This window comes from Bradyrhizobium sp. USDA 4516, from assembly GCF_054055915.1.
Genome location: NZ_JBSRXT010000001.1, coordinates 8,961,346 through 8,977,652, shown reverse-complemented (window position 1 = coordinate 8,977,652; position 16,307 = coordinate 8,961,346). Strand labels below are relative to the sequence as shown.

23 protein-coding genes are annotated in these 16,307 nt (G+C 61.6%); 15 read left to right on the top strand and 8 right to left on the bottom strand.

Annotated features, from left to right (window positions below):
* Positions 1-298: 298 nt before the first annotated feature.
* A complete protein-coding gene (locus tag ACVI1L_RS41770) occupies positions 299-721 on the top strand; it encodes a GFA family protein (protein WP_026193083.1) in 423 nt (140 codons plus the stop codon).
* A 294-nt stretch (positions 722-1,015) separates the two neighbouring features.
* Entirely contained in the window at positions 1,016-2,278 is a 1,263-nt protein-coding gene (locus tag ACVI1L_RS41765; RefSeq protein WP_456785679.1) for a CaiB/BaiF CoA transferase family protein, read from the top strand.
* Between the two features lie 249 nt (positions 2,279-2,527).
* Here the strand turns inward: ACVI1L_RS41765 and ACVI1L_RS41760 are convergent, their stop codons facing one another.
* Positions 2,528-2,686 carry a hypothetical protein gene (locus tag ACVI1L_RS41760; RefSeq protein WP_225645895.1) on the bottom strand — a complete coding sequence of 53 codons (159 nt, stop codon included), beginning with the start codon at positions 2,684-2,686 and terminating at the stop codon, positions 2,528-2,530.
* A gap of 52 nt (positions 2,687-2,738) precedes the next feature.
* Here ACVI1L_RS41760 and ACVI1L_RS41755 point away from each other — a divergent pair, with 52 nt between their 5' ends.
* Positions 2,739-2,921, top strand: a complete 183-nt coding sequence (locus ACVI1L_RS41755; RefSeq protein WP_016847357.1) for a hypothetical protein — start codon at positions 2,739-2,741, stop codon at positions 2,919-2,921.
* Between the two features lie 25 nt (positions 2,922-2,946).
* Here the strand turns inward: ACVI1L_RS41755 and ACVI1L_RS41750 are convergent, their stop codons facing one another.
* The 4 genes from ACVI1L_RS41750 to ACVI1L_RS41735 are packed head-to-tail and all read right to left on the bottom strand — an operon-like array spanning position 2,947 to position 6,071.
* A complete protein-coding gene (locus tag ACVI1L_RS41750) occupies positions 2,947-3,267 on the bottom strand; it encodes a cupin domain-containing protein (protein WP_057020532.1) in 321 nt (106 codons plus the stop codon).
* Positions 3,264-4,004, bottom strand: coding sequence for a YqcI/YcgG family protein (locus tag ACVI1L_RS41745; protein WP_229188818.1), 741 nt, complete (start codon positions 4,002-4,004; stop codon positions 3,264-3,266). Before ACVI1L_RS41745 ends, ACVI1L_RS41750 begins: the two co-directional genes overlap by 4 nt.
* A 40-nt stretch (positions 4,005-4,044) precedes the next feature.
* On the bottom strand, positions 4,045-5,337 hold the full coding sequence (locus ACVI1L_RS41740; protein WP_456785469.1) for an MFS transporter: 1,293 nt from the start codon (positions 5,335-5,337) through the stop codon (positions 4,045-4,047).
* Positions 5,337-6,071, bottom strand: coding sequence for a hypothetical protein (locus ACVI1L_RS41735; protein WP_456785468.1), 735 nt, complete (start codon positions 6,069-6,071; stop codon positions 5,337-5,339). Before ACVI1L_RS41735 ends, ACVI1L_RS41740 begins: the two co-directional genes overlap by 1 nt.
* 42 nt (positions 6,072-6,113) lie before the next feature.
* Between ACVI1L_RS41735 and ACVI1L_RS41730 the strand changes: the two genes are divergently transcribed.
* The 3 genes from ACVI1L_RS41730 (at position 6,114) to ACVI1L_RS41720 (ending at position 8,779) form a co-directional block, all read left to right on the top strand.
* Positions 6,114-7,133, top strand: a complete 1,020-nt coding sequence (locus ACVI1L_RS41730) for a GlxA family transcriptional regulator (RefSeq protein ID WP_456785467.1) — start codon at positions 6,114-6,116, stop codon at positions 7,131-7,133.
* Between the two features lie 165 nt (positions 7,134-7,298).
* Complete coding sequence (locus ACVI1L_RS41725) at positions 7,299-8,432, top strand: alpha-hydroxy acid oxidase (RefSeq protein WP_456785466.1); 1,134 nt, start codon at positions 7,299-7,301, stop codon at positions 8,430-8,432.
* 143 nt (positions 8,433-8,575) lie between these two features.
* Positions 8,576-8,779, top strand: a complete 204-nt coding sequence (locus ACVI1L_RS41720; RefSeq protein WP_229188823.1) for a hypothetical protein — start codon at positions 8,576-8,578, stop codon at positions 8,777-8,779.
* Between the two features lie 13 nt (positions 8,780-8,792).
* Here ACVI1L_RS41720 and ACVI1L_RS41715 read toward each other — a convergent pair whose 3' ends face one another.
* Complete coding sequence (locus tag ACVI1L_RS41715; protein ID WP_018272817.1) at positions 8,793-8,978, bottom strand: hypothetical protein; 186 nt, start codon at positions 8,976-8,978, stop codon at positions 8,793-8,795.
* Between the two features lie 219 nt (positions 8,979-9,197).
* Here ACVI1L_RS41715 and ACVI1L_RS41710 point away from each other — a divergent pair, with 219 nt between their 5' ends.
* Positions 9,198-9,551 carry a phasin gene (locus tag ACVI1L_RS41710; protein WP_016847366.1) on the top strand — a complete coding sequence of 118 codons (354 nt, stop codon included), beginning with the start codon at positions 9,198-9,200 and terminating at the stop codon, positions 9,549-9,551.
* Positions 9,552-9,578: 27 nt separating this feature from the next.
* Here the strand turns inward: ACVI1L_RS41710 and ACVI1L_RS41705 are convergent, their stop codons facing one another.
* Positions 9,579-9,839, bottom strand: coding sequence for a hypothetical protein (locus ACVI1L_RS41705; protein ID WP_050383887.1), 261 nt, complete (start codon positions 9,837-9,839; stop codon positions 9,579-9,581).
* A gap of 213 nt (positions 9,840-10,052) precedes the next feature.
* Between ACVI1L_RS41705 and ACVI1L_RS41700 the strand changes: the two genes are divergently transcribed.
* Entirely contained in the window at positions 10,053-10,355 is a 303-nt protein-coding gene (locus tag ACVI1L_RS41700; RefSeq protein ID WP_229188859.1) for a hypothetical protein, read from the top strand.
* A 102-nt stretch (positions 10,356-10,457) separates the two neighbouring features.
* Here the strand turns inward: ACVI1L_RS41700 and ACVI1L_RS41695 are convergent, their stop codons facing one another.
* The gene (locus ACVI1L_RS41695; protein ID WP_057020637.1) at positions 10,458-10,643 is read right to left on the bottom strand and encodes a hypothetical protein; all 186 of its coding nucleotides are present in this window, start codon (positions 10,641-10,643) and stop codon (positions 10,458-10,460) included.
* Positions 10,644-11,354: 711 nt separating this feature from the next.
* On the opposite strand from ACVI1L_RS41695, the gene ACVI1L_RS41690 reads away from it, so the two are divergent.
* The 7 genes from ACVI1L_RS41690 to ACVI1L_RS41660 all read left to right on the top strand — a co-directional run bounded on the left by ACVI1L_RS41690 (position 11,355) and on the right by ACVI1L_RS41660 (position 16,276).
* The gene (locus ACVI1L_RS41690; RefSeq protein ID WP_156436535.1) at positions 11,355-11,516 is read left to right on the top strand and encodes a hypothetical protein; all 162 of its coding nucleotides are present in this window, start codon (positions 11,355-11,357) and stop codon (positions 11,514-11,516) included.
* Positions 11,517-11,771, top strand: a complete 255-nt coding sequence (locus ACVI1L_RS41685) for a hypothetical protein (RefSeq protein ID WP_304496278.1) — start codon at positions 11,517-11,519, stop codon at positions 11,769-11,771. It begins immediately after the preceding gene.
* Between the two features lie 215 nt (positions 11,772-11,986).
* Positions 11,987-12,256 carry a hypothetical protein gene (locus tag ACVI1L_RS41680; RefSeq protein ID WP_438073033.1) on the top strand — a complete coding sequence of 90 codons (270 nt, stop codon included), beginning with the start codon at positions 11,987-11,989 and terminating at the stop codon, positions 12,254-12,256.
* 1,112 nt (positions 12,257-13,368) lie between these two features.
* Positions 13,369-14,655, top strand: coding sequence for a PBSX family phage terminase large subunit (locus ACVI1L_RS41675; protein ID WP_456785465.1), 1,287 nt, complete (start codon positions 13,369-13,371; stop codon positions 14,653-14,655).
* Positions 14,656-15,118: 463 nt separating this feature from the next.
* Entirely contained in the window at positions 15,119-15,508 is a 390-nt protein-coding gene (locus tag ACVI1L_RS41670; RefSeq protein WP_283069970.1) for a hypothetical protein, read from the top strand.
* Between the two features lie 30 nt (positions 15,509-15,538).
* Positions 15,539-15,745 (top strand): hypothetical protein, encoded by a 207-nt coding sequence (locus tag ACVI1L_RS41665; protein WP_456785464.1) that lies wholly within the window; start codon positions 15,539-15,541, stop codon positions 15,743-15,745.
* Positions 15,746-15,988: 243 nt separating this feature from the next.
* Positions 15,989-16,276, top strand: a complete 288-nt coding sequence (locus ACVI1L_RS41660) for a hypothetical protein (protein WP_456785463.1) — start codon at positions 15,989-15,991, stop codon at positions 16,274-16,276.
* Positions 16,277-16,307 lie beyond the last annotated feature (31 nt).

Below are 16,307 nucleotides of genomic sequence, written 5' to 3'. Positions count from 1 at the left end.
CGCATGACTGTGCCTTGCCTCACACTGAACTCCTTCCTTGTGTGCGGTCGGGATTGGGCCCGGCCAAGGCTGTGAAGATGGTCGACAGCGGCGAGGACTCTCATGTAACTTCCGTCGCGTCGACGACCTGCCTGCATTCGAGGCCTCTCGCGCAAGGAAGGGTCTGGTACGTCCACGCAAGGGAGTTCGCCGCGGCTACGCACCTGTCGACATCTTCTCTGCATCACGAACACCACGAGCAACGTGGATCGATGCCGACGCGGAGCCCAATCAAAATAACCCAAGGGAGAAACGACCGATGAATCACACTGGAAACTGCTTTTGTGGCGCCGTCGAACTCAAGGTCAGCGGAGAGCCTGAGGCAATGGGCTATTGCCACTGCCGTTCATGCCGTTCCTGGTCCGGCGGTCCGGTGAATGCGTTCAGCCTCTGGAAGCCCGAGGCGGTCGAGGTCACCAAGGGCGCCGACCACATCGCGACATTCGAGAAGACCGCGATGAGCCAGCGCAAATATTGCACAAAGTGCGGCGGTCACCTGATGACCAACCACCCGACGCTCGGGCTCGTCGACGTGTTCACTGCAACGATTCCGACGCTGAAATTCAGCCCAGGGGTTCACGTCAACTATTCCGAGGCAGTGCTGCAGATACGCGACGGCCTACCGAAGTTGAAGGATTTTCCGGCTGAGTTCGGCGGCTCCGGCGAAATGATCGCCGAATAGCTCGAACGCTCCCCATCACGAAAGCGGGTGGCGGCGGCGTGCCGCCACCCGCCTGCGTATGGGCTCCGCGCCCCACAATTCGGCATCCGGCAGGCTTGCTTCGTATGCGAGGCGTCCGACAATGTCGGCGGCCGCCGGGTCGTCTTTGGGCCATCGACAGCCATGTCGGACGAAGGTCCCGCTTGCAAAATCCGGGTTTGGTTTTGCTGACGAGCTTCCGCTAAAAGGCGAGCGGTGCCGGTCTTGGCAGGGACCGTCGTATTTCGCCTGACAAAATAACAGAGGAAGCGTCAGATCATGACCAGACCAGAATTGCCGGGGCGCGCGCCGCGCGGGGAGGGAGTTCCGACGGCGCTCGACGGCCTGCTGGTCGTCGACTTCACCCGCGTCGTGGCCGGCCCGGCCTGCACGCAAACGCTGGCCGACTTCGGCGCCGAAGTCATCAAGATCGAGAATCCGGACGGCGGCGATGACACGCGCGCGTATGAGCATGCTGAAATCGGCGGGGAGAGCGCAGCGTATCTGAGCCTCAACCGCAACAAGCGCGGTATTGCGCTCGATTTCAACAATCCGGCCGCGCTCGAGGTCGCGCGCGCGTTGATCGCCAAGGCCGACGTCGTGGTGGAGAATTTCTCCGGCGGCGTGATGAGGAAATTCGGTCTCGATTATGCGTCGGTGGCCCCGACCAACCCGCGGCTGATTTATTGCTCGATCTCCGCCTACGGCCGCGAAGGCGATTTCGCGCTGCGCCCGGGCTTCGACCCGATCACGCAGGCCGAAAGCGGCTTCATGTCGCTCAACGGCTTTCCGGATGGCGAGCCGGTGCGCACCGGGCCGCCGATCGTCGACATGGCAACGGGCATGTCGGCCTGCAACGCCATCCTGCTGGCGCTGATTGCGCGCGATCGGCTCGGTCGCGGTCAGCAGGTCGAGGTCGCATTGATCGACACCGCGGTGTCAATGACCGGCTTCTACGGCATGGCCTATCTTATCAATGGCAACAATCCCGGCCGTTTCGGCAACTCTCCGAATGGTTCGCCGACCGTCGGCGTCTACCGGGCCTCAGATGGTCCGCTCTACATGGCCTGCGCCAATGACCGCCTGTATCGCCGGCTCGTCACCGACGTGCTGGAACGCCCGGATCTCGTCACCGACCCCGAGTTTGCTCACCGCAAGGCGCGCACGGCCAACAAGGAGAAGCTGCGCGCGATCATTGCCAGCGTGTTTGCGGGCGACACGCTCGAGAACTGGATGGCGAAGATGAAGAAGGCCAACATTCCGGTTGGCTATCTGCGGACGGTCGAGGAGGGGTTCAACGCGCCCGAGGTGCGCGACCGGCATCGCCTGAGCAGGATTACGCATCCAACCGCCGGCACGGTTCCGAACATCGAGTCGCCGGTCAATATGAGCCTGACGCCGAGCGTTGATCCCGTTGCGGCTCCGCTGCTCGGTCAACATACGAAGGACGTGTTGAGCAAGACGCTTGGCTACGACGACCGGCGCATCGCCGCGCTGGCCGAAGCCGGCGCGTTTGGCAAGGCAGGCAACACCGGCTAGAGCCTTTTTTTTGCCGATGGAATCGGAACGGGGCTCTGGATTCTAGTTTAGACGCGTTTCCTTGACGCGAACCGGTATCCGCTTCGCTCGAAAACGCTCCAGCGTGCTCAACCTGCACAAAAGATCAACTATTCGCAAAACAACCTGATAGCAGGCGAGAGGAAAGCCTCTCGCCTGGCGAGATGTCTTTCAGGCGTCGCGGGCCCCGGCGCGTCGCCGGCGGCCTTGGAGCTGGTCCGTTTCGGGAACTCAGTTCGGCTTGCTGCGCAAGTTGTTCCTTGGCATACTTTCAACTTCCTCGGGCTCCGCCCGATCAATCTCGAGGCGTGCCATCCGGAGGATGAGGGTTGCCGTGGTGAGGCCGAGGCGTTCGGCCTCTTGTGCTGCGGTGTCGACCTTCTGGGCCAAGCCTTCACGCTTACCTGGGTATGCCATTCGTAATCCTCACTTAAGGTGCGAGATGAAAAATCCCACATACGTTGCAGAGCTGCAGAAGAAGCTCGGAGCTCCATCGAGCGAAACACTGGAAAGCCTGCGACTGTTGAAGGCTTTCCTTCGACTTGCGCCCGACCAGCGTTCCGAGGTCATCGAGCTGGTCGAACGTTTGGCGGTTGAGCCGCCGCGCGATCCCTCACTGTCCTGAGGTGCTCGCAAATCCTTCCTGTGCGTCAGTTGCTCATCGGCTTGGCGGGTGTTTGCGTCGCGATCACGTAGATTGCGCCGCCCTCGAGCGCTTCGGATTGATGCCGGGTACCGGCCGGCAGCAGGATGGTATCGCCGGCGCCGACCACCCGCTCGCCACCATCCCAGATGAAGTGCAGCCGGCCGCTGATGATCATCAGGATCTCGTCGACCGGATGAGTATGGAATTGATGCACCTTGCCGGCCGCATCATGCTGCAGTTCGACCGAGCCCTGGGCCGGGAGCAGGTTCAGGATCTCAGGGTCGATGGCAAATTCAGTCTTCGTGCCTGCGATGATCTGGGTCATGCTGCCTGCTCCTTGTTCGCGATCGGTGGCGTCTTGTTTTGCGCGAGCTTGGCGAAGGGGCAGCCCGAGCTCGCATTGTTGTCGTCGTGCAGGAAGTACTGCAGATACTCGCGGCCGTCGGTTGCGCCGTAGCGGCCAAGAAGCGGAGAGGGGCTCGCGCTGTCGTACGGGATCAGGCGCTTGCGCACCTCCGCGAACGCGGCGTTCGCAGCCTTCTCCGTCCCGAGGATCTTCTCGAACACCCAGCGCGGCTGGAACGTGAGCATGAACGCGCTGGACCGGCGGCTTTGCCGCATCACATGCGCGGGCGTCGTGCAGACCACGAAGATTGGCTCGCCCGCAAACGAGAACTCCCACATCGGATGGTCGATCTGTTCCGGAATCTCTGATGGCCACGGGTTCTTGTCTAGCCGTGCGAGCTGGTCGAGCGTCAGCCACATCTTGCGATAATAGGCATCGAGCGTCTGCACCGGGCGGGGCCGCGTGAACACGATCAACGAGGTGTTGGGACCGAACGAGCGCGCCTGCGAGACATATTGCCCGAGTTGCTCGCCCAGCACTGCCACATCATACGGATCGAGGAAAAGGTAGCGGAGCTGGTCCTGGCGATGTCCGGTCACGCCGAACACGCAAGGGAACGGCCTTGCCTCGCTGCTCATCTGCGCTTCAAACTCGGAGAACATCACGCTCTGCCAGCTGCTGACCGGAAAGTTTGACGCGACTTCGCCTTTTCTCAAGAACAAGCGCTCCATAACACCCCCTACACTCATAACCACGCTAACGAGCTATCAACTTGCTTCTCATCAAGAGCGGCCCGGCAATGCCGGGCAGCGACATGAGAAGCAGAATGACAATCAAGGCGCTGTAGCCGCCGTCGCCGATCGCGGCCGTGTTGTGTACGGCGTCGGTCCCCGAGGCGTTGCTGGCGGCGAGCATCGCGAAGCCGATGATGGGCTGCGAGATGCCGGCGAAAATTCCGGCGGCAGTGGTGTTCACGGATGCGCCCACACCGATCAGATCGGCGGTGTAGAGCTTCTTGACGCATTTCAGCACCAGCGGAACGGTGCCGCCGGCGACGAGCCCCAAGGCAGTGAATATGACGGTGACGTAGGCGAGTCCAAATGTCTGGGCGATCGGAGGCAGCAGCATCGCGATCAGCAGCATGCGCAGCACGCAAATGCCGATCAGCGCGCGATCGAGCGCCGCCGCGGCGCGATCGGCGGCGTGACCCAGGAAGATCGAGCCGAGCGCATTGCCGATCATGAAGGCGAGCAGGGGCGTGCCGGCGGCTGTCGGGGAGATATGGAAGAAGTGCGCGACCATCGGAATGCCCCAGACGCCCGACAGCGTCGTCACCACCGCGAAATGCGACGCAAACGTCATTGCGCAACCCCAGTTCGCGACATGGGCCAGCGATTGCCGCGCGGCGATCACCACGCCCTTCAGCGTCTTGTTGCTGTGCGAGGCCGGATCGGGCTTGAGGGCGAGCTTGGCGAAAGCGAGGTTGGCGAGGCCAATGCAGGCGATGAACAGGAAGCAGGCCCGCCAGCCAAAGCCTGAGACCGCGGCTGCAAGCGGCGTGGTCGCGATGACGCCACCGACATAGCCCGAGACCTGCGAGATGCCCGACATCATGCCGAATCGCTCATCCGCGAAGCTCTGTGCCACGAGCTTCAGGAGTGTGGTAAAGACCAGCGCATCACCGCAGGCGACGATCAGGCGCGCAACAAAAACGTCGAGCAGGTTCGGCGCCAGCGCGAACGCGGCGCTGCCGAGCGAGGAGGCGATCATGCTGACGAGGACGACGCGCTTGACGCCGTAACGGTCGACCAGAAGGCCTGCCGGAATCTGCATCAAGGTGTAGCCCCAGAAGTAGCTTGAGGCGAGCATCGCAACACCGGCCGCGTCGGTGTTGAAGTCGTGCATGAAATTGAGGCTGACCGACTGCGGCGATACGCGCTGCAGGAAGGCGATGGCGTAGGCGATGGCCACCGCCGTCCACGCGAGATAGGCGCGATCGGTGAAGCGCGCCGTCGGGGCATAAACAGCTTGTTGTCCGAGCATCGACATCACACCCTCGCGTAACCCACCGAGAAAAGGGCATCCGCAGAATTCGGAATCTTCCGCGACATCGCGGCATCGACCAGCGACGCGGTGCCATGATAGGCCTGCCGATGGTGCTTAATGTGGCCGTAAGCGCCACGCATGATCATGTCGGGCAGTTCGAGCGGCTTGCCCGGATAGAGCGAGGTGCACATCTCGATACAGGCCGCCTGCAGGGCGAGATCCTGCGTATCGTCGAGCAAGGATGGAGTCACTTTTTCGCAAATCTTAGCGTTCGCTGCCCAGACGATCGGGTTGCGGGTTCGCCAGCCGTAGAGCACGTTGCCCTCGGCTCTCGCGGCAGCGCCGGAGCATTTCAGGACTTCCGATGTGAAGAAGCCGTAGAAGCCGCGGCCCTGGTGCGCCGGGAGCACTTCCGTGCCGCTGCGATAGATTCCAAGTCCGGCCGACATCTCCAGCATGCGGTAGACCGAGAAGGCAATGAGGCCGGACCGATCGTAGACAAGGATCAGGCTATACTTCTTGTCGAAGGGCGAGGAGGTTGTTGTCCAGTGCGGCTCGGTGGCCTGCCAGTTGACGGCAATGATGCCGTTCATAGCGTCCATCAGCGGCTGACGGTCGCAGGCTTCGACCCGAGAGGCATCGGGTAGACTGTAGATCGCGTAATCCGTCCAAGGCGATTTGATCGCCTCGTATCCGCTGCCCAGATTTCGCGACATGGCAGAGCTCCAGAATTCCATTGCGAGCTATACAGGGCAGCCTCGAATGGCTTAAAGGACAATATGCCCTCGAAAACTGCCAAAGCGCCCCGGCCTGAGCCGCGCGACAAGAAAGCGACGCGGCGGGTCGCGATCGTTGCCTTTCCCGGTGTGACCTTGCTCGACATCTCGGGACCGGCGCAGGTGTTTGCAGAACTGGAAGCGATCGAGCTGCCGGGACCGGACTACTCGCTGTCCTACCTGTCGACCTCCGGCGGGTTGGTGCCGACCGATGTCGGCATGATGATCGACACGGCGCCGATCGACAGTATTGCGCCCGCCGAGGTCGACACGCTGGTGATCCCCGGCGGACCCGGCATCTGGAAGATCCGCAACGACGCGAAGTTGATGAACTGGATCGCGGAGGCGCTGCCCAAGGCGCGCCGTATCGCGTCGGTTTGCCTTGGCGCATTTGCGCTGGCCTGGACCGGGATTCTGGACGGCAAGCGGGCAGCAACGCACTGGCGTTATTGTCCCCGTCTGCAGGATAGCTTTCCCAATATCCGGGTTGAGCCCAACGCGATCTTCGTCAAGGACGGACGGGTCTGGTCATCGGCCGGGGTCAGCGCCGGCATCGATCTGGCACTCGCCATGATCGAGGAGGATTTCGGCCACACTATCGCGCTCGATGTTGCGCGCAGACTTGTGGTGTTTCTGAAACGGCCGGGCGGTCAGAGCCAGTTCTCCACCGTCCTTGCCGCACAGGCATCGGACGTCGAGGGACGCTTCAGCGCGCTGCACGCCTGGATCATCGAGAACATCACGAGCGACCTCAAGGTCGAGACCCTCGCGGAAAAGGCGGGGATGACGCCTCGCACCTTTGCCCGGACCTATGTCAGCCGCACCGGCATGACGCCTGCAAGCGGCGTCGAGGCGCTGCGCGTGGAGACGGCGCGCTTGCTGCTCGAAAGCCGCCAGATCGGCGGCGTGGTCGAGGTCGCCAAGCGCGCGGGATTTGGCGATGACGAGCGAATGCGGCGGGCCTTCCTGCGCCACCTCGGCGTATCGCCGACCGAGTACCGAAACCGGTTTTCCGGCAGCTAGCTCGCCTCGGGCGAGGCCGTCTGAACGCGGACCGCTTCGCGTCGGAAGCCGATCTATCTCACGAGCGAATAGCTGGCCTTCGCTGGCAGGATTCGCGGCTCAAGGTGGTAGCTTTTCCGGTTTGTCTGCGGCTAATGTGCCGGCCAAATCGGGAGAAGAAGCACCATGAATGACGGGACCCCCATTCGACAGGCGCGCAATGTCGAACTCGGCGCCAGCGGCGAGGAATTCCAGAACCTGCACGAATTCGCGCGAAAGGCCCGCGCCAAGCTGAATCAGAACGCCTGGGACTACATCGTCGGCGCCTCGGAGACCGAGACCACGATGCGCCGCAACAGAATGGCGCTCGATGAGATCGCGTTCCGGCCGCGCGTCCTGCGCAACGTCATCAGCGTCGATCCTTCTACCGAGGTATTCGGACGCAAGCTCCGGCTTCCCGTGATGATCGCCCCGGTCGGCGCGCTCGAGATCTTCGATCCGGATGCGGGCGCGGCCGTCGCGCGTGGAGCGGGAACGTTCGGCGCGGCGCACATGCTGAGTTCGGTGTCCGAGCCCGGGCTGGAGAACACCGCCAGGGCGGCACCGGGTGCGCTTCGCATCTTCCAGCTCTATGTGCGCGGCGACGATGCCTTTGTCGAGGATGTGGTCAGTCGCAGCATCGACAACGGTTACGTCGCGTTCTGCCTCACCGTCGACACCGCCCATTACAGCCGGCGCGAGCGCGACATAGCCAAGCGCTATGTCCGCGAGAGCCGCATCCGCGCCACCGGTGGCGATTTCCAGAAGGGTCTGGAATGGCGGACGGTGAAGCTGATCAAGGACAAGTTCAAGATTCCACTTATCCTCAAGGGGATCGCCACCGCCGAAGACGCTAAGATCGCCCTCGACCATGGGGTCGACTGGATCTACGTCTCAAATCATGGCGGCCGACAGCTCGACCATGGCCGTGGGTCCATGCATGTCCTGCCCGAGATCGTTCAGGCGGTCGCAGGCCGTGCCAAGATCATGGTCGACGGCTCGTTCTGCCGCGGCACCGACATTGTGAAGGCTATCATTTCGGGCGCTGATCTTGTCGGCATCGGCCGGCTGCAGTGCTGGGCGCTCGCCGCGGCCGGCGAGGCCGGCATTGTCCGGATGCTTGAACTGCTGGAGGACGAGGTGATCCGCTGCCTCGGTCTGCTCGGCGTCACCAGCTTTGCCGAACTGGACAAATCCTACCTGCATCCGGCGATGCCGACCAACCCGCCGAGCGTGTTCAGCGCATTCCCGCTTCTCGATATCGAGCCCTACCGCTACTGAGCCGCTGCAAGCGGTGTATGAAGCGTTGGCGCGGTCGAGGCATTGTGCGCCTCGATCGCGCCAGCGGCCATCTATCTGTGGTGTGCATGAAGCCGCCGCGGCAACGACAAAGTCTGATCCAAATGCCGCGCTAGTCGAGGCGGATGGCAGATAATCCATTCGCGGAATTTTCACTCGAGCGCGCGATCGGCTTGCGCTGGACCTTGCGGGATATCCAGGCCGGCAGGCTCAAATTGTCACCGGTCAGCGAGGAGGATCTGGACATCCTCGCTGAGCTAGGTCTCGTCGAACTGCATGACGACGAGCCCGGGCTGACGGAGGCGGGGGCCGCCGTGCTGAGGGACTGAACAGGCGCGTAGCCTAGCGCGCGTTCAGGAAGCTTTCACCGGAATTGCAAGGCGTGCACTGATAGGTCAGCACGTCGTAGACTTGGTCGCGCGGCTCGATCAAGGCAAGCCGCATTTGCGTGCCGCACTTCATGCACGGCATCTCTATGCTGGTCTTGAACCGGGTGCAGGTCGGTGTCGGACGAACGGCGCGCAGCATCGGATCCCCTTATTCCCCAAGAGACGCGAACGCGACCGACGAAGAAGCCGAATCACTATGCCACAGTGCTGACATGATTGGAATCGGCTGTCGGTCGCGGCTAGGTAATTTTTCCTCAATTGGCCGGAGCGGGTGGGGTCTTCATAGCTCGCGATCCGGCGCTGACGCCGTCACAATCTATGCTAACGTCGCCGGACGCTTATTTCAGGGGGCGCGATCATGATTGAGCCGAAGCTTGAAGTTCCCGCCGAGTTGCGCGATCTCGCGGAAAAGACCATCGACCAGGCCGAACAGGCCTTCAGCCTGTTCTTTGATGCCGCGAGCAAGTCGATGACGTCGATGCCGGGCGCCGGTACCGAGATCTCCAAACAAGCGCTGTCGTTCACCGAGCAGAACATGAAGGCGGCGTTCGAGCATGCGCGCAAGCTCGTGCACGCTACGGATCTGCAGGAGGCGATGCGAATCCAGTCGGAGTTCCTGCGCAGCCAGTTCACCAATGCCGGCGAACACATGCGGCAGATCAGCGGTAGCGTGATGTCGGCGACCAAGGACGCGACGAAGGGCAAGTTCTAGGACGGCGTTCGCGGGCCCATCGACGCCTTAGCGCCGGCGCGCGACGGCGACGCCGAGCAGAAACGCGACGAACAGGCTTGCGAGCGGCGCTTCGCGCGTGACCGCACTCACGGTGGCCAGGGCTCCGCCCGGTCGGCGCGAGGTCGCGATGGCATCGCTGAGGCGATCGGCGGCGGCTCGAAGTCCGTCCGACACCTCCGTGATCGTACGCGAGACGTCCGTCGCGGTGTCGATCGCTCGTTCACCGAGTGTGGGTTGAAGCGGGAACTCGGGTGTTTCGGAGCTCATGTGCCGTGCCGCGATTTATTGAAGGCCAGGTGACCGACGTCAGGTGACCGACGCCTACGCTATCCGCACGTCTTGAACGGCGGTGGCGGCCACATATCCCAGAAATTCCGCAGCGGCGGATTGGTTCCACCGACATGCCTCGCTTTCACATCGGGGAACGGGAAACTTACGCGTGGGTCGCGGCTTGTTTCCGTGGAGGAGGCGATGATGACAATGCAGGCGCATGGCATTGCGGATGGCGGTTCGGTCAAGCATCGAAATCGGCATGGTGGCACGCCGCTGTTGGTCGCGGCCGTGGTTGCGATCCTCGGCGTGCTCGGCATGCTGATTGTGGATCACGGTCCGTGGAACAAGCCGAACGCGCAGCCGGCCGCTTCGGCCAACTACTCAACGACCGGCGAGGCGGCGCGCGCGGCTGGCGCAAAGGTCATACCGACCGAGCCCAAGGCACCGATCGAGCCTGATCCGCCCGGCCCAAAGCCCGCTCATCCGGCAAACCCGAGCACGCCGCAATAGATGCGGGCGTTCGTGGGATCACATCCCGACGCAGGGCGGAGGAATTTGACTCGTCGGGCAAATCGGCGGCACAAAATCATCGTCGGAAATATCGCGGGATGATCAGCGAATGCTGACCAGCATGCCCCACGCTGCTGCAAATCCTGCACCGACGAGAACCAGCACCGGGCTGTCGCAGAAGATGCCGCCATACTGGCACATGGTGGCGCCGAGAGAGCCGATCTGATGATGACCCGCGGCGTAGAACAGGCCGGACAGGACCGCGAGCACGGCAGCAACGAAATACATCGACGCTTCCTCCTTGCAATCAAATGCGGCGCGGGTCAGTCCGACCGACGCAAGCCAAAACTGTATTGATGTCGATCCAAATATTGTGAGCTGTCCGCTTGACGCGTCGGGCAACTCAACGGCACACTGACATCATCGCAATGAGCATAGGCGCTTGGCGCGGCCTGCGCTGCGATTCCGGATCAATGCTCAAACTTTTCGCTCAAGTCGGTTTCTCACCGTCGAAGCCGACGCATCGCATTTTACCGATCGCATTCAGCCCGAAAAAAGAGTTTGACACGTCGGGCAACTCAGGGGCATAATCCGAAAATCAGAAATTGTTGAGCCCGCGCGGAGCAATCCGCGGCGGGCTTTTTCTTTGCCGTTTCACCAATCGGACGGCGGCCGCACCGTCACGACGCCACATCCTCCCAGCCCGTCGCCTGAGCGTCGCAAGCGTGCCGCCGTCCGAACCCTTTGAAAAGAGCAACGAATTGGCCGGTGCGCGCGAACGCGCCGGTCCTGCGGCGCGGCGCAAGCCGGCGCCGCCCGCGGCCCCACTCGTCAGGGATAAGGTTCGCGCCCCAAAGATCGCCGCCCGTGCGCGATCTGCCGCACATTCATTCCATGCCGCATCGCGCGCTGACGGCCGATCAACGAGGTTTGCATGACCGCCTATCTGGTATCGCTCGCGCTCGCGGGCCTGGTTGCCGTCGCGTTGTGGGAGCTAGCATGAGCGCCGAGATCATCCAGTTCATTCCGCGCCCGCATCCCAAACGGGAGCAGACGGACTTTCCCACGATCGCATTTCGCTCCGCGTTGCCCGATCCCGAGACGAATTGCATCGACACGGCGCCGAGCGAATACCTCCCGACCGATTGGCAGGAGAAATGAGTGGCGAAAACGATTACGCAGATACGCTCGCTTGCCCGAAGCCATACGCGAAGCGCACTCAACGCTTTGGTCGGGGTGATGCGATCGACCAGCGCGACCCCGGCTGCCCGCGTTTCCGCTGCCAACGCCATCCTCGATCGCGGCTGGGGTAAAGCGCCGCAGGCGATCGAGAACGGTGACGGGGCGCTAGAGCTTGTGCACCGCATCGAACGGATCATCGTCGAGCCCGAAGAAGTCGAAGACGAAAATACCTGAGAGGCGAGCGAGCAATCCTCCCTGAGGCAGAGCGCTCGATCTGCCTTTGTCCGACGTCTGTTCGAATACGTTCAATCACTTCACCGCTAGCGGCCGGACCACTCCTGTCGCCGCTCGCGGTACCGTGCTTCAGAACCGCCCTACCAGGGCACGGATCAGCATGATATCTATCATGGCGTGCTCCGCGCAAAAAGTGCTGCTATGGCGAGAGTCTGATGTGGATCGTCGCGACGGCTGTTGAACTGCTTGTATTGTTTTTTGTCGACCTCGTTGGTTACAACGTGGCGCGGTTTGTCCTGCCACTGCTTTCGTTTGGAAGAATTAGCGTGGCGCCCGGCATGTCGAGCGACCAACGAGAGTTCGGCTGGCTCGGTGCCAGGCGTGACGGGCTCGGAAGAGTAGAGCTGGGGGCGAGCGCTGCCGGCGGGATTGGGCTTATTATCTGTGCTCTCTGTTTAGCGGCGGTCTTGTTCTTCGTGCGCTGATGTAATCGTGTGGCCGATAAGGGTCTCGGTGGAAGTGCCGGCGATGGCATTCGTTGCGATAAATCGCACGATGTTCGCAGCATTGATCGGATTGGCAGTCTGTTGCGCCGGTCTTGCGGTGGTTCTGCGTTCCGTCCGTCGGTAGCCTCTCCCAAGCGAGCAAATTCTGAAAACACTCGAGAACGATAAGACGTCTTCCCGAAATCGCGCATGCGCGGGCCAAATTTACTCGGACCAATTCGGGCGGACCTCGAGCCAAGGCTGAAAGCACTCATGTGGCAGTTGATTCTGGAAGAAGTTGCTCGAGAACTTGAGAGGAGGGCTGCCCAATGGGCGGGACGAAAGGTCTTCCGCAAAACTGTAGATGGGGGCGAGCCGAATAAGCCTGAAGCATATGCCGACAGGATCAATCGAGAGTTCGGGCTCCGCGATTATTTCAAGGCCTGGAATCTTTATGATTCGGATCGTGCATATTGGGAAGAACTCTTCGGTAACGACCCTTTGAATTCCCCCGATCATCCTGCCTCACCTCCAGGCAACCTGTTGCCGCGCGCGGACGCGCCGCCGCGTTATGATTATCTCAATCCGGCGACGAGGGGGCTGGCGCCTTCGGCCGGTTTGGCACCGGCGGACAGTTTTCGGCGGGATCAGCTAAATCGTCGCAACCGCTCTACGAGACGCGATCGTTCGTGGGGCCACCTGACGGCTCTCCGCAAGAATCGGACAGCAACGGAGCGCCTGTCCGGCGGCTGGTGCGAGTACCGACGGCGGGCGAGAGCCAGGCCAGATTCGAAGGTGGAGCACCGGCCGTGCCGTTCGTTCCACGCGCTGCGAAACCGGGGCGTCCCGCCACATTCGGCGAGCGCTTCGGGGGATTCGCATCCCCAATCGCTGAGCCTCGGGCTCCCATCGATGGACGGCCTATGCCGAGTCCTCCGTTGCCGCCGTCGGTCTTTCGCTTTCCGGACAATTCCGACATTCCGGAGATGGATTTCAATAATTGGCTTGCCAGTCTGATCAGGCCGCGCGCTCGTCAATGACAGTTCACGGCTGACGATTGCAGCAGGGCAGCTGCCCGGCGCTCAAGCGGTCTTGCCTCATCGAGAGTAGTCTTGTCGATCCTGAAAATTCCAACCGCAAAGGTGTTCGAGCCGCTGTTGCGGCCGGCGCGTTACAAGGGTGCATTCGGTGGCCGCGGATCGGGAAAATCCCATTTCTTCGGCGAACTCCTAGTCGAGATGTGCCAGGCCGAGCGCGGCACGCTGGCGGTTTGCATCCGCGAGGCGCAGCGGACGCTGGCGCAATCATCGAAGCGGCTGATCGAAAGCAAGATCGCGTCGCTTGGTGTCGGTCAGGGGTTCAAGAACTATTCGGACAGGATTGCGACGCCCGGTGACGGCGTGATGATCTTCCGCGGGATGCGGGATCATACGGCCGACTCGATCAAGAGCCTCGAGGGCTTCAAGATTGCGTGGATCGACGAGGCGCAGTCGCTGAGCGCGCATAGCCTCGCGTTGCTGCGGCCGACGATCCGTGCGCCCGGCTCGGAATTGTGGGCGAGCTGGAATCCGAGGCGGAAGTCGGACGCGATCGATGACTTCCTCCGGATACGCCAGCCGCCCGGAGCCATCGTCGTCAACGCAAATTGGCGAGACAATCCGTGGTTTCCCGCGGTGCTTGACGAAGAGCGGCGCACTGACCTCTCGCTCTATCCCGATCGCTACAATCACATCTGGGAAGGAGGCTACGTGCAGGCGTTCGAAGGCGCGTACTTCGCGCAGCTCTTGACCCAGGCGCGCAAGGACGGCCGGATCGGCAAGGTCGCCGCGGACCCGCTGCTGCCGTTGCGCGCGTTCATCGACATCGGGGGCGCCGGCGCGACCGCCGATGCCTTCACGATGTGGATCGTGCAATGGGCCGGAAGCGAAATTAGGATCCTGGACTATTATGAGAGTGCTGGCCAGGTGTTGGCGTATCATGTCGATTGGCTGCGCTCGCGCAACTATCAGAACGCGATCCTCTATCTTCCGCATGACGGCATGGCGACCAACAACGTTACCGGTAAGCGCTACGAGGACCATCTGCGCGACGCCGGCTTCGCCGTCGAGCCACCGGTGAAGAACCAGGGCCGCGGCGCAGCGATGATGCGCATCGAGGCACTGCGCCGGTTGGGGCCGCAGATCTGGTGGAACGAAACCAGGACGGAAGCCGGCCGCGATGCGATCGGCTTCTATCACGAACGCAAGGATGAGGTGCGGAATGTCGGACTCGGCCCGGAGCACGATTGGTCAAGCCATGCCGCAGACGCGCTCGGCCTGATGGCGATCTGCTACGAAGCGCCGGGTAGGGCAGGGAGCTTCAACCGGGCGATCAGATACAAAGATCAAGGTTGGGTGTGAGGCGATCGCAAATGTGCCCTTCGTCGTACGGCGAAGCCTCCGCTTTTCCATCCGTGTTGAACGACGTTGTTTTTAGCCGATTGGGCGACTGCGCTCTGGCTCCCAATTGAGCGTTGCGTGTTATGCGCGGAGGCGCAGCGACGCCGAGGGCCGATTGAAGATGTTCTTGATTCGTTCTAGTTGGTGATAGGGGCGTCTTTTGCACAACTCATGAGTAGCCAGACTGCATTGCCCAACATGGTTCACCTATGGCTGACGGCTGCTCAGACCGTCCACGAAATCTGATCGTGACGCGCCATTTGCCTTCGAGCAGAGAGGTTCGGCCGATGGCTTTGTCGGATACGTTCCAGCATGGGCTGGATGCCACGGGTAGTGTTCGCGACGCGCAGCGCCGTTAGTGCTGTCGATCAAAGCCGTGGATTGCAATTGCAGGTGATGCATGAAGGCTAATGGGCGACGTTTCGTGGCCACAACACTTCTGCTCAGCGGATTTGTCGCTACTCCTGCGTTTGCAGCCGACTACAGCGTGGATGTTGGTGTCGAGACCAAAGCCGGCAAGGACGCTGGGTCTCTTGGCTGTGTGTATGAGGAGACCTGCGGGCTGAATATGCCGTCGCTGGGGCTAAGGGTTACTCTTCTCTCGCTCAGGACTGATCCAAGCCGCGTGACCATCTATGTGAGCCGCCATGATCTTAGCTGCTGCTATTTTGAGAGCGCCGCCGACTCGCTTCATGTTGATCGGCGCAAGTCAACCTTCCGGGTACCCATCTTTACTGGTGCGCGGGCCAAGGGCGGCCTGTTTATTCAGAATGAGCGCGTGGGCACTCTGTACCTGCGATTTGACACGCGTTGAATCATATTAGCGACATTGGGATTTCGCGACATGGCGACGATTGAACGAAAGCCTCTGCCGCCGCCAGATTCCAAGCCGGTTAGGATAACTGAAGCCGATCGGGCAGAGATCATGGCCCAGGCTGACGACGTCATCAACTATTACGTGAATGGGCCAGGATCCTATTTTGAGTCAGGTACGCAGAAGCCGCTGGCGGGTGAACTCGGACGAAGCAGTTGCAGACCTGAAGAACTTTAGGGACAAGGTAATTGCATCGAGGCAGTTTGCTGAGGATCCTGCTTCGATCATCGACGCTGTCGTTGATCAAACAAGAGATCCGCAAAGCCTGGAGATACGGCATCGAATCCTTTTGCGACGGTTCCATCGGGATCCTACGAATCACAATTTCGGCCCGAGGGGGCGAATGGATCAGTGTTTCCTGCGTCCGATAAGAACTTCCGCTTCCTGGCTCGCAGTGTTGCTGGATAATCGCAACCACCGGTGTTCGACACAGGCACTCCGACCATAGCGTTCGTTCCGCCGGATGGTCTGAAACCCTGGCGCGGCGAGCAGAGTCCGCGCGAGGCGTTGGCAAGCGGAGCGTCCAATCTGCGCCAGCCCGTGCTGACTAAGCAGACTGCGCGACCGATCGGTCTCGTCAGCGGGGAGCCGATGCCTGACTACCTGTTTGGATTGCCGATCTGGGAGCGAACGGAAAGTTCGGGCCAGCGCGATGCGAATGATGATGATTGGTTGATGCATTTGTTCCGGACCTCTGTCGCCAGCTGATTGCGTCGCTGTCGAGCTCGTCTTGCAGCTC